This is a genomic window from Snodgrassella sp. W8132, from assembly GCF_016100865.1.
Lineage (GTDB): Bacteria > Pseudomonadota > Gammaproteobacteria > Burkholderiales > Neisseriaceae > Snodgrassella > Snodgrassella alvi.
In genome coordinates, this window is sequence record NZ_JACFRQ010000002.1 from 187,586 (window position 1) to 200,107 (window position 12,522).

General features: G+C 41.7%; 12 protein-coding genes. 2 read left to right on the forward strand and 10 right to left on the reverse strand.

Annotation, left to right across the window (positions count from 1 at the left end; genetic code table 11):
• Positions 1-15 precede the first annotated feature (15 nt).
• The 6 genes from fghA to H3U82_RS08540 form a co-directional block, all read right to left on the reverse strand.
• Positions 16-849 (reverse strand): S-formylglutathione hydrolase, encoded by an 834-nt coding sequence (gene fghA, locus H3U82_RS08515; protein ID WP_198210302.1) that lies wholly within the window; start codon positions 847-849, stop codon positions 16-18.
• Between the two features lie 90 nt (positions 850-939).
• Positions 940-2,049, reverse strand: coding sequence for an S-(hydroxymethyl)glutathione dehydrogenase/class III alcohol dehydrogenase (locus tag H3U82_RS08520; protein ID WP_198190400.1), 1,110 nt, complete (start codon positions 2,047-2,049; stop codon positions 940-942).
• A 448-nt stretch (positions 2,050-2,497) separates the two neighbouring features.
• On the reverse strand, positions 2,498-3,745 hold the full coding sequence (locus H3U82_RS08525) for a condensation domain-containing protein (protein WP_198190401.1): 1,248 nt from the start codon (positions 3,743-3,745) through the stop codon (positions 2,498-2,500).
• A gap of 581 nt (positions 3,746-4,326) precedes the next feature.
• A complete protein-coding gene (locus H3U82_RS08530; protein WP_198210168.1) occupies positions 4,327-5,163 on the reverse strand; it encodes a PHP domain-containing protein in 837 nt (278 codons plus the stop codon).
• Positions 5,160-5,333 (reverse strand): oxidoreductase-like domain-containing protein, encoded by a 174-nt coding sequence (locus H3U82_RS08535; RefSeq protein ID WP_198190403.1) that lies wholly within the window; start codon positions 5,331-5,333, stop codon positions 5,160-5,162. Before H3U82_RS08535 ends, H3U82_RS08530 begins: the two co-directional genes overlap by 4 nt.
• Positions 5,330-5,554, reverse strand: coding sequence for an RNA-binding S4 domain-containing protein (locus H3U82_RS08540; protein ID WP_037474876.1), 225 nt, complete (start codon positions 5,552-5,554; stop codon positions 5,330-5,332). Before H3U82_RS08540 ends, H3U82_RS08535 begins: the two co-directional genes overlap by 4 nt.
• A 129-nt stretch (positions 5,555-5,683) precedes the next feature.
• On the opposite strand from H3U82_RS08540, the gene argE reads away from it, so the two are divergent.
• Together argE and H3U82_RS08550 are read left to right on the forward strand one after the other, a co-directional pair.
• Positions 5,684-6,850: an acetylornithine deacetylase gene (gene argE, locus H3U82_RS08545; protein WP_198210170.1), complete on the forward strand. Its 1,167-nt coding sequence runs from the start codon at positions 5,684-5,686 to the stop codon at positions 6,848-6,850.
• 72 nt (positions 6,851-6,922) lie between these two features.
• The gene (locus H3U82_RS08550; RefSeq protein WP_025331641.1) at positions 6,923-7,321 is read left to right on the forward strand and encodes a cytochrome b562; all 399 of its coding nucleotides are present in this window, start codon (positions 6,923-6,925) and stop codon (positions 7,319-7,321) included.
• 301 nt (positions 7,322-7,622) lie between these two features.
• On the opposite strand, the gene H3U82_RS08555 is transcribed toward H3U82_RS08550, so the two are convergent.
• The 4 genes from H3U82_RS08555 to nrdD form a co-directional block, all read right to left on the reverse strand.
• Positions 7,623-7,853 (reverse strand): hypothetical protein, encoded by a 231-nt coding sequence (locus H3U82_RS08555; protein WP_198210172.1) that lies wholly within the window; start codon positions 7,851-7,853, stop codon positions 7,623-7,625.
• A gap of 783 nt (positions 7,854-8,636) precedes the next feature.
• Positions 8,637-9,194, reverse strand: coding sequence for a hypoxanthine-guanine phosphoribosyltransferase (locus H3U82_RS08560; protein WP_025331639.1), 558 nt, complete (start codon positions 9,192-9,194; stop codon positions 8,637-8,639).
• A 382-nt stretch (positions 9,195-9,576) separates the two neighbouring features.
• Positions 9,577-10,047 carry an anaerobic ribonucleoside-triphosphate reductase-activating protein gene (gene nrdG, locus H3U82_RS08565; protein WP_084587387.1) on the reverse strand — a complete coding sequence of 157 codons (471 nt, stop codon included), beginning with the start codon at positions 10,045-10,047 and terminating at the stop codon, positions 9,577-9,579.
• Positions 10,048-10,049: 2 nt separating this feature from the next.
• Positions 10,050-12,191, reverse strand: coding sequence for an anaerobic ribonucleoside-triphosphate reductase (gene nrdD, locus H3U82_RS08570; protein WP_198210174.1), 2,142 nt, complete (start codon positions 12,189-12,191; stop codon positions 10,050-10,052).
• Positions 12,192-12,522: the final 331 nt, after the last annotated feature.

Below are 12,522 nucleotides of genomic sequence, written 5' to 3' on the forward strand. Positions count from 1 at the left end.
TACCGGTCTGGTGATTTATAGTCCGAATGCTTCGGCATGAAAGCTGATGTGGCTTTCTATAAATGTACTGACAAAATAATAGCTGTGATCATAGTTTTCACGCAGCTGATACCGAATGTTAATGCCTTTGGCTTTGGCTGCCTGAACGAAATCCTGTGGATTTAATTGCTCAGGATAGTATTCATCCACGCTTCCCTGATCGATAAGAACTGGTAATGAAAACGGATACCGGCTGATCAGTTCAGTACTGTCATATGCAGCCCAGTCTTGCTGATTGGCTCCCAGATAGGTTGAGAATGCTGTCTGACCCCATGCTCCGGCTACCGGATGGGCGATAGGAGCAAATGCCGATACAGCAACGTAGCGCTGAGGGTTTTTCAGGGCAATCATCAGCGCACCATGACCGCCCATACTGTGGCCGCATAAACTACGCTGTTCATTAACCGAAAAATGTTTTTCGATAAGTTCGGGCAGTTCTGTGACCACATAATCATACATCTGGTAATGCTGAGCCCACGGCTGCAGGGTAGCATTAAGATAAAAACCGGCTCCCTGTCCCAGATAGTGCACATCTGCATCAGCTACATCAGTACCGCGCGGACTGGTATCCGGCATAACCAGAACAATACCCCATTCAGCAGCAAAACGCTGTGCACCACTTTTCATCGAAAAATTTTCATCAGTACAGGTGAGCCCGCTCAGACAATACAGTACAGGCAGCCGGTAGCCTTGTAAGGCACGTGACGGAAGATAGACAGAAAATGTCATGTCACATTGATTGGAGTGACTGTAATGCCGGTAACGTCGTTGTTCGCCGTTAAACAGTTTATGGGTGGTCAGCAGAGTAATTTCAGCCATTTTAAAGGATCCGTATTGAGTTTATAACATGATGAAATACAGGCAATTACATTAATAATGTGTATGCACATACGCATATTATTAATAATAAATGACTGTACGAATTGATTCGCCGGTATGCATCAGCTCGAATGCCTGGTTAATATCAGTCAGCGGCAATGTATGAGTAATAAATGGTGTCAACTCGATTTTACCCTGCATGGCTTCTTCCACCATCTGCGGCAGTTGTGAGCGTCCTTTAACCCCACCGAAAGCAGATCCTTTCCATACCCGTCCGGTAACCAGCTGAAAAGGGCGTGTGGCTATTTCCTGACCGGCACCGGCGACGCCGATAATAATGCTTTGTCCCCAGCCCCGATGAGCGCATTCCAAAGCAGCACGCATCACTTCTACATTACCGATACACTCAAAACTATGATCTACGCCCCATTCAGTCAGACCAATAATTACCTGTTGTATAGGTTCCTGATAATCGTTCGGATTAATACATTCTGTGGCACCAAAATGTCTGGCAAGGGCAAATTTAGCCGGATTGGTATCAACAGCAATAATTCGTCCGGCTCCGGCCTGTCGTGCCCCCTGTACTACAGCCAGCCCGATACCACCCAGCCCGAATACGGCAACAGTATCACCTGCCTGTACTTTAGCAGTATTGTGTACTGCACCAATACCGGTAGTGACTCCGCAGCCTAGCAGACAAACCTGATCATGTCTGGCTTCAGGATTGATTTTAGCCAGAGATACCTCTGCCACAACGGTATATTCGCTGAAAGTTGAACAACCCATATAATGGTAAATGGGTTTTCCCTGATAGGAAAAACGTGTTGCGCCGTCAGGCATCAGCCCCTTACCCTGTGTTGCTCTTACTGCGGTACACAGGTTTGTTTTACCCGAACGGCAAAACAAACACTTCCCGCATTCGGCGGTATACAAGGGAATGACATGATCACCGGGTTTGACAGAAGTGACGCCTTCACCAACTTCTACCACAATACCGGCACCTTCGTGCCCCAGAATAACCGGAAATACACCTTCAGGATCATCGCCCGACAAAGTAAATGCATCAGTATGGCAAACACCGGTATGAGTAATCTTTACCAGTACTTCACCAGCCTTGGGCGGAGCAACGTCTACTTCAACAATTTGTAATGCCTCTCCCGGAGCAAAGGCAACTGCGGCACGAGATTTCATACTCTATCCTCTGAATTAATAAGCACATGTATTCGGCTAACATAACGGGATTGCAGCAATAAATCAATTGTCAGATTCTTAATTGCCAGTCTGATAGTCTGAATATGAGACCAGAAAAGCTGTGCAGAATAAATATTATGAGTGTAAAAATCTGATTTATATTGATATTCTAATGAATTTTATTTGTATGCCAGTATGGATAGTATATTTGTATGTATAAATAAAATTATTAACCGGAAAGCGCCACTATCAAACTTAATATATCAATAGTGGCGCTGACTGATGTGCAAGCATAAAAATCAGCCAGAAATGCCTGATTTCCTTGTTAGAAAATGCTGATATATCTGAAATATAGGTGTACTCATTATCTTTAAAACAAGGATTTTCCAAGTCAAATGCAGCAATCGCAGCTATATTTTGAGTATTTAATTTATTGATTTTTAAATGCTCAATACTCTTTTATGGCGAAATTTGTTAGCTGTCTGGCAATTCTTTCCATCAACTGGCTGATAATTTTACGTTGTAATATTTTGGTGTAATAAGAAAGGCAAAGTATCAGGCAGCCATTAAGGAAAGCCAGATGAAAGGTGGCAGTCAGAGTGCCGCTGTTCATATTGGCTCCGGTACGAAAGTTATGCAGCTTGAAGTTTGGCGGTACGGTTATTTTGTTAATCCGGCCATTATTGGTATATATAAAAACCAAATCTTTTTGCAGATTTTGTAACGTTATCGGTGACAGCATTTTATTTGCTGCAACTGTTGCTTTGGCATCCAGAATATCCTGTTTAATTTGCTGTGCACTGGTGTAAATATCTCCGGAAATAGTGGTTATTGCCTGCTGAATTAAGCAGGTAAAGCTGTCTTCTATGTTGAGTATCGGATGGCAGTTAATCGCAGTTAATATGGGAAATGAATCCAGCTTAAAAAAATCAGTATTGGTCTGCTGAATCAGGGCAGTCAATAATGAATTCATGGTCAGATTATGTCTGCTTGCTATTGAGCTTAATTTTTCAACAGTTTCTGCTTCAATTATGGCCGTATAGCTTGCTGTTTGGATTTCTCTGGCAGGATTACTCCACATTTTTACAGCTTGTTGATAATCAGGATAACTGTGTCCTGTCTTATTTGCAGAACTAAAACCTGTATTTTCTGGAGATATATTTCGGTCAATAGTTTTATCAGAAAAATTTTGTGCAGACAGACGTAATATTTCAGAAAAAATCTTCAGACCGGCTGTGGCGTCTGCAATGACGTGAGCCAGTGTCAGTATCAGTAAGTGGCGATTAAAATTATCCTGACTCAGCATGGTCAATCTGCATAATTGCTGATGGATATCTAACGGATCATTTACCTCTCTTTCCAGTAATTCATCAAAAGAGCGGACATCATTTGAGGGTAATTCCGGTATGGTAATGACGGTGAATATTATGGGAAAAGATAAAGAGGATTTAACCAGATGCCATTGACTTTCCTGTAGAAGAATTTTGGAGGCCAGTGCCTCATATTGCTTTTGAATGATTTGTAAAGCCTGCTCTACTCTGCTCGGTTCCAGTTTACCTTCAACCTCCAGAATTAAAGTAAATTGTGTTGTTCCTGAAAAATTAGTATGCAAATTTGCCATACCACTTTCCAGTCTGTTCAGAGGGCGGATAAAGTTTAACGCCTCTGATTGAATATCAGAGATCTGAGTGCTCATTTTTATTTCCTTTATATTGACTTGAATAAGTTCAGAAAAGCGATTAATAATTTTTTGTTAAAAAAGAAATCGATAGGAAAACACAAATTTAAAATAAGGTAAGTCTAATACTGTTATTTTATTTATTTTTAAATCTTATTTTATTTTGTAGATAATTTGCTATTAAATTATTGTATATGTAGATATATTTTACATTTTATTGGAATGGTAATGCCTATTAAGCAACAATATTAGTAATATATAAATAAAATAAATTTATCTGTAATAGGCCAATTATTTATTAATATTAATAGCGAAGTAAGCACGCATATCTGGTAAGTAATAAGACTGTACGGTTTTTCAGCAAAATTGATAGACATTTTAATATTATTTTTTTAGCGGATTTCCGTATATATCTTACTTTCCCGGTCATACTGGCTATTACTGTACAGGCAATAAAAATTTGATTTACTGTTTAATTCTTATTATCTGAATTTTTATATGATTTTGGCATATTATAATCAAACATTTTGTGATTGGTTTATGACTGAAACAAACTTGAAATACCTGATTTGATTTAAAATTTATCAGAGATAATACGGTTAATCAGCTAAATGATCCCATACTGGTTTACAGATAGGTGGTAGTTCAGGACAGCAGCCGAGCAGGCCACCACCAAAATCACCATCACGATGAAAATCACTGCCACAGCTGGCTAAAAAATCGAATTGTTGTGCCAGTAAGGCATAGTTCAGTCTATCGTTCAGATTAGAACGCCCACTATGCACTTCAATCGCTTCGCCACCACAAGCCTTAAAATCACTGAACAGATTGCGGCGTGCAGTAGCAGACAGCTCATAGCGCATTGGATGCGCAATAACTGCAATTCCGCCTGCATGCCGGATAGCAGTAACAACCTCAGCCAATTCTGCCCACTGATGTTTAACACTGCAGGATTTACCGTCACCAAGATATTTGCGAAATGCATCAGCTTTTTTATTTACATGGCCGGACTGGACTAAAAAATCAGCAATGTGCGTACGTGTTACCATATCTATATTCGTAGCAAGTGCCAGTGTACCTTCATAAGCATCACTAATTCCTTTTTTAGCCAGCTTGTCAGTAATGGCCTGTAAACGCTGTAAACGGCCACTGCGAAGACGTCCGAGTAGAGTTTGTAATACTTCATCTTCTGGAGATATATTCAGACCGACAATATGTATAGTGCGTCCGCGCCAGCTTACTGAGATTTCCACCCCGTTAATCAAAGTGATTCCTGACTGCTTGGCCTGTGCATGCGCAGCAGCCAGACCACCGGTATGGTCATGGTCTGTTAATGCCAGCAATGTGCAACCATTAGCAGAAGCACGCAGGACAACTTCGGCCGGCGTCAGTGCGCCATCAGAAACCGTGGAATGACAATGTAAATCAATATTCATGAGCTTTTTTCGTTATTAGAAGATGATGTGGACAACTGTGCCTGGATCGCTTCATATGCAGCTTTTTCGCGGTAATAAATTTGCCAGACACAGGCATCGCCACAGTCACTATTGCAGCATTCCCAGTCTTCCGGTGGTACTGGCGGAGTTAATAATTCCGGTGCGCTCATAACTCACTATTAATGACATTGATTTCACTGTCACCCAGCCGGATACTGTCTCCGGCAATGATTTTCGCGGTTTTACGGGTTTCCGGCTGCTGATTGCGCAGTACTTTACCTTCGGCAATCAATTGTTTGGCTCTGCCGCCGCTTTCTGCCAGCCCAGCCAGTTTAAGCAGATCACATAACGCAACATGTGGATGTCCGGCTAAGTCAAATTGCTGTTTCATCTGTTATACCTTTCCATAAATAGCTATTGTAGCTATTATCAGCGTCGAAGAGGATTTTGTTTTATGTACTGTTTAGGCTAAAGGCATAAAATATGCTATGGTTTAACCAGAGTTAACCGGAGATTTGCCGTGGATACACTTAGCTGGTTATGTCAGCTGATTGCTTTTGATACCACCAGCCGTCAGAGTAATCTGGCCTTGATTAATTATGTAGCCGATTATCTGGAGAGCCGTAAACTGTCGCCATGGCTGGCACATAATGAAAAGGGGGATAAAGCCAATCTGTTTGTCACTATCCCGGCTGCTGATGGCAGTACTTCTGGCGGGATAGTACTTTCCGGTCATACTGATGTTGTGCCGGTAGACGGGCAAAAATGGTTATCAGATCCGTTTGCAGCAAATATACGCGATGGCCGCGTATATGGTCGTGGCAGTAGTGACATGAAAGGTTTTATTGCCAGCGTACTGGCTGCGGTTCCGGACATGCAAAAGGCAAAGCTGAAAGTCCCATTACATATTGCTTTGTCTTTTGATGAAGAAGTCGGCTGTCTCGGTGCACCGGTGATGCTGGCTGAGCTGGAAAAAAGAGGTTTGCAGCCGCAATCCTGTATTGTTGGTGAACCTACATCCATGCAAATGGTAGTGGCCCACAAAGGGATCCATACTTTCTGTTGTGAAGTACACGGTAAAAATGCTCACTCTTCGCTCACGCCTGATGGTGTGAATGCAATTGAATATGCAGCCCGTCTGATTGTATTTATCAACCAGCTGGCTCAGCAATTACAACAGCGGGCTGATTTGGATCATGCTTTTGATGTCCCGTTTGCTACTGTTTCAACCGGCCTGATTCGTGGCGGTACCGCTATTAATATTGTGCCGGATTATTGTACCTTTGAATTTGATTATCGTAATTTGCCGCATATGACGGTAGAAGAGCTGACTGAACCGATTCGGCAATATATTGCAACGACCCTTTTACCCGCTATGCAGGCAGTGGTACCGGAAGCATCAATTAAGCTAACCCATAATGTACAGGTACCTGCTTTAAATGACGCAAATAATCAGCAGCTGCATGCATTGATTACTCAACTAGTGGATAATAAACAACAAGCCAAAGTGGCCTATGCGACTGAAGGCGGCCAGTTTCAGAATAGCGGTATCAATACTGTTGTATGTGGTCCCGGTAGTATTACAGTGGCTCATAAGGCTGATGAATATATAGAACTGGAGCAGCTTGAACGCTGTGATCACTTTTTACGCAAACTGATTCAGGTGCAAAGCTTATCATTTACTTGATACGGTATTATCAAACTCTGCGCTGTTTTATATATAAAATGTTTAGGATTAACTGAAGAACAGGAAAATCAGATGGCAACCAAAAAATTTCTCTCTGCAGGGATATTGTTATTATCACTGATATTATCAGTGATGACTGTTCAGGCGAATGGCGTAAACGTTTATATGAGTGCTATTAATATGAGTTATGCGCGTTTTAATTCAGCGCAAACAGTCGCAGATGCCAGTAAAGCTCTGGCCAGTATGCGGGCTGCTGCCGTGGCCGCTAAAGCAAAAAAACCTTCCGGTCTGGAAAATGCTGCACCGAATAATCCAAAATTGAGAGCATACTATGCTGAGATGGATAAATTGATTGCAGAAATTGATAAAACCAATAATCTGGTTAAAGCGGGAAAAATGGTACAGGCTAAGGCAGAAGGTAAGAAAATATTGCAATTACGTGATGAAGGGCATAAAGCGATGAGGCAATAAAAGATACTAGGGCGGTATAGCAGTAAAAACGATAGTCCAGAATGCAAAAAGCCTGGTTCCGCCCCTTAAAAAGCTAAAGAACCAGGAAACATAGACAAATAAACTAACTGATAGATAATGACCGGAAACAATGAGTCTGTACGGACATTATCTTAAATTTTTCAGGCAATCCTTTTTTTGCAACATTTCTTTATCCCCTTTCTACAATCAGATAATTGTAGCTATTAATACAAAAAATATACTAAATGCAATAAATATAATATATTATAAAAACTAACTATCTCATTACTGATTATAATACTCAATTAACTTTGCTGTCAGGCTTGGCTGAGTAAATAATTACTTTTTTAGGGCGTTTCAGTTTATATCTGATAAATAAGCGTATATCAGAACCAAAGGTGTTGTTTTCACACAAATTAATATGACAAAACTCTGGTAAAACCTGCTTATTGGTAATTGGAGCCATCGCTGGCGGAAACAGGCGTAACATATACGCTTCCAAATGGCGGCTTTCCGCCACAAAAATAGTCATAAACACTGCCTTTCCTGATTATTCTAATCAAACCGCTATGCGCTTCCAGACGCATCTGGCGGCAGAAGAATGGCAAGGCTGGAAGACCGTTAATCAGAACCGGCAGGCATAAAGCCTCCCTGCCATTGTCTACCATCGAAAAGGTATGCCAATGACTCGGTAAACAGAATATGAAAAAACCATAATAAAAAATATCAATGGTTTATCTGTCTGATAAAACAGCCTTCCAGAGCTGACCGTACTATTTAATACGGTATAGACATCATACTGGCGAGTAATTAAATTTGTCAAGAATGTGTTAATTAAATAATATAATCAATAGTTAATGTAATATTTTATTTTTTTATTGTAATCATTAAAAAAATTATTTAATAAAATATAACATATTATATTTTATACATATTTAGTATATACATTCTATGTATGCTGATATATTATGATATTAACATTTTTATTAGTGCTGTATGGCTGTTATTTAAATTTGAACATGAATTAGCTTAATCCTGCATTAATTCTTTATTTTTTATAAAAAATATATTTTAAAGCAGATTTGAAACAGTTGGCTGTCTTTCAAAAATGATTATTTAATGCAGTAGATATATTAATGATTTAGATACAGTTTTAATGCTATAGCTTTGAGTGAACCGTGATTTTATTAATGATAATGATGGAATTAAATTTGATTATGTTATATGTATTTCAAAACCGGAAAATCTAAGAATGAGCAAGGAGCCACGGTGTAGATAACCATGGCCTGCATACAATAGATACTGTTATTGACGATTACTCAGCCAGAGCATAAATTTCGTCCAGATTACGCCATTTACCTTCGGCATCCATGCCATACCCGAAAACATAACGATTGGGAACATCCAGTCCGACAAAATCAGCCATAATGGGCTTTTCTTTGCCAATCAGTTTGTTGGCAAAAACAGCTGTAGAACAGCTGGCTGCACCCATTTCCAGTATCTGTTTTTTTACGGCTGCCAGTGTATGTCCCTCATCCAAAATATCATCCAGCACTAGAATGTGGCGTCCGACTACCGCATTCTGCGGGGCACGCAGCCACTGATAATTACCACCTTTTAGTTTATCACCGTAGCGGGAAATATGGATGTAATCGAAATCCAGCGGAAAACGCAGTAATGGCAGTAATTTTCCGGTGAAAACAACTGCACCACCCATTACTGGTAATACCAGCGGGTATTTATCACTTAATGCTGCAGTGATGTCCGCAGCCATTTGCTCCAGCCTGGTTTCACAGGTTCTGCGGTCAAACAATAGATCTGCTTTATCCAGCATTGCCTGAGTTTCGGCGCGTCTGTCAGTTACATCAATTATGCTCATTGGTATTGTCCATGTGTATCCGGGTAAGTAAAACCGTATGTCACTATTAATTGACCACCAATATGCTCAGAATAGATGCAGGTAGTGTTGTCTACGGTTTAATTGAGTAAATTTGTACTGCTCTGGTGATTTGGCAGCACTAAGACGAATGTGTTTTGATTGTTTAAACCAGAATATTAAAGGTAAATTATCCCAGAATTTTACTTGCAATATGCGAATTTTATGCCATTCCGGCCATTTCGGGCAGTCTGAGAACATGCGAGTAAAATAACTGGCTGGTTTATTAGAAAAATTTTCTGACGGCAAGGAGTAAAGAAGCACCATTGCTGTTATGCAGAATTAATCTGTTAACTACAATGGTGCCATAATGGTTGAATTATACCGGATGCAGGTAATGAATCTGCTGGTTACTGCTGCCGCGCCAGACTAATGCCGGATCTTTCAGTTCCTGTATGAATTTACCGTCGATAAGAGTGTTGATTTCATTTACAACTTGTATTTGCGCTGGTGATAATTCTGCCAGCGTGTAGCCTGTCCATAACCAGATGTCTTTATGTTCGGTTTCCTGCCGCACCCGTCTGACCAGTTTCAGGATGGCATTCAGGTTATGCGGGTGCAGCGGATCCCCGCCGGTGAGCGACAGACCCTGACGCACAATACGTTTGTCGTTAAGGTCGCTGATAATCAAATCTTCCATCTGCTGGTCAAATGGCTTACCGGAATCTGTCCGCCATGTGGTGGCGTTATAGCAGCCCCGGCATTTGTGCTCACAGCCGGCTACGAACAGCGTACAGCGGGTTCCGGGACCGTTGACAACATCAACCGGATAATACTGATGATAATTCATACTTACAGTGCACCACATTGCTGACCAAGGTGTTTGACCCGTCGTTTAACCTCTTCCTGTTTGCCGGCATTAAACGGGCGGGAATCCGGACTGCCCAGATAACCGCATACACGTCTGGTAACGGATACCCGTGCAGGATCATGATTGCCGCATTTCGGGCAGACAAAACCTTTGCTGGTACAGGAAAATTCACCGCTGAATCCACAGTCGTAGCATTCATCGATCGGTGTATTCGTTCCGTAATAGGGAACGTAACGGTAGCTGTAGTCCCACACGTCCTCTAATGCTTTAAGATTGTGCTGTAAATTCGGATATTCCCCGTAGCAGATAAAACCGCCACTGGCCATTTTCGGATAGGGTGCTTCAAAATCGATTTTATCGTAAGGATTAACCTTTTTCTCAACATCCAGATGGAAGCTGTTGGTATAGTAACCTTTATCGGTCACACCATCGATAACCCCGAATTCGGCAGTATCAAGCCGGCAGAAGCGATCACACAGGTTTTCACTGGGTGTGCTGTACAGGCTGAAACCATAACCGGTTTCGGCTTTCCAGCGGTCGGCAGTGTCACGCAGTTTTTGTACGATAGCAATGGCTTTCTCGCGCAGGGTTTCGCTATCAAAAACATGTTTTTCGGTACCATACAGGGCATTAATGGTTTCGTGCAGACCGATATAACCCAGTGAAATTGAGGCGCGGCCGTTTTTGAATATTTGAGCTACTGAATCATCAGCATTCAGACGTACCCCGCAGGCACCCTCCATATACAGAATCGGAGCTACTCTTGCTTTGACATTTTCAAAACGGGCAATGCGTGTCATCAGTGCTTTGCGGCACAGTTGCAGACGTTCATCCAGTAACTGCCAGAAACGTGTTTCATCATATCTGGCTTCTATGGCGATACGGGGCAGATTCAGGCTGATAACTCCCAGATTGTTTCGTCCTTCATGGATTTGCTCCCCGTTTTCTTCATAGACACCAAGGAAGCTGCGGCAGCCCATCGGGGTTTTGAAGGAACCGGTAACAGCGACAACCTGATCATAGTTAAGAATATCTGGATACATACGTTTGGAAGCACATTCCAGAGCCAGCTGTTTAATGTCGTAGTTAATATCACCGGCTTTGTGGTTAATACCATCTCTAATGCTGAATACCAGTTTGGGAAAAACGGCTGTTTTGCCATTTTTACCAAGGCCTGCGAGGCGATTGCGTAAAATAGCAGTTTGTATCAGCCGGCTTTCCCAGCTTGTACCCAGACCAAAGCCAAAGGTTACAAAAGGAGTCTGACCATTAGCCGTATGCAGGGTATTAACTTCATATTCCAGTGACTGAAAGGCGTCATAACACTCTTTTTCAGTACGTGCACGTGCATACTCGTTTGCATTGGCAATCTGCCATTCAGTTGCAACTGCCAGATGTTTGTTGTAGCTGGCACGAACAAAGGGAGCCAGTACTTCATCAATTCGGTTGATGGTGCTGCCGCCATAAATATGGCTGGCTACCTGCGCAATGATCTGTGCGGTTACCGCAGTGGCAGTGGCAATTGATTTCGGCTGCTCGATTTCGGCATTACCCATTTTAAAACCGTTAGTCAGCATGCCTTTCAGGTCAATCAGCATGCAGTTAAACATTGGGAAAAAAGGTGCATAATCCAGATCATGGTAATGGATTTCACCCCGTTCATGTGCCAGTACCACATCGCGTGGAAGTAGGTGCTGTTGAGCGTAGTGTTTGGCGACAATGCCGGCCAGTAAATCGCGCTGTGTCGGAATAACTTTACTGTCTTTGTTGGCGTTTTCATTGAGCAGACTAAAGTTGGTTTGTTCAACCAAACCCTGAATTTCACGATTTAGACGACTGCGTGATTCACGTGCCACATCGCGGGAATGGCGATATTCAATATACGCCCTGGCCAGTTCCTTGTACTGTCCGGCCATTAATTGGTCTTCAACAGCCTGCTGGATATCATGAATATCAATGTACTCACGCTCGACAAGATGACCGGCCACACTTTCTGCCACCTGATGGCAATAATCGATATCGTTAATCTGTACTGCTTTGGCTGCTTGTTGTATGGCTTCTTTGATGCGGGCTGTATCAAAAGGTACGTGACAACCATCTCTTTTAATTACAATGGGTTTCATGCTGATTATCCTTCTGCCGCCTGTAATAACCGGCAGCAGTTACTGCATTGTTATTAAATAATAACAATTTGTCTGATCACAGTGCTTATATGTAAAAATACTATATTTAGTGTTTAAATGCTGTTGTTGCGCTTTTTTTTACTATATATGGGATTTGTATGATGAATAAAGCAGCATTTTTCACATTTATTTGATATAGCGCATCATTCATGGTTGACATGGCTATTTATTATAGATAAATCATTGGCTTATATTATTGAAAACAAAGTGTAAAAAATGGTCATTTCTTGCCTGCAACCGCAATGCTGATGTCTGTAACCAGCTCGTCTGA

Coding starts and splice junctions, on each gene's coding strand:
- H3U82_RS08540 (WP_037474876.1), bottom strand. CDS start 5,554: ATGAAACAGCAATTTGACTTAGCCGGACATCCACATGTTGCGTTATGT.
- nrdG (WP_084587387.1), bottom strand. CDS start 10,047: ATGAATTATCATCAGTATTATCCGGTTGATGTTGTCAACGGTCCCGGA.
- nrdD (WP_198210174.1), bottom strand. CDS start 12,191: ATGAAACCCATTGTAATTAAAAGAGATGGTTGTCACGTACCTTTTGAT.
- H3U82_RS08520 (WP_198190400.1), bottom strand. CDS start 2,049: ATGAAATCTCGTGCCGCAGTTGCCTTTGCTCCGGGAGAGGCATTACAA.
- H3U82_RS08525 (WP_198190401.1), bottom strand. CDS start 3,745: ATGAGCACTCAGATCTCTGATATTCAATCAGAGGCGTTAAACTTTATC.
- H3U82_RS08550 (WP_025331641.1), top strand. CDS start 6,923: ATGGCAACCAAAAAATTTCTCTCTGCAGGGATATTGTTATTATCACTG.
- H3U82_RS08530 (WP_198210168.1), bottom strand. CDS start 5,163: ATGAATATTGATTTACATTGTCATTCCACGGTTTCTGATGGCGCACTG.
- H3U82_RS08535 (WP_198190403.1), bottom strand. CDS start 5,333: ATGAGCGCACCGGAATTATTAACTCCGCCAGTACCACCGGAAGACTGG.
- H3U82_RS08555 (WP_198210172.1), bottom strand. CDS start 7,853: ATGACTATTTTTGTGGCGGAAAGCCGCCATTTGGAAGCGTATATGTTA.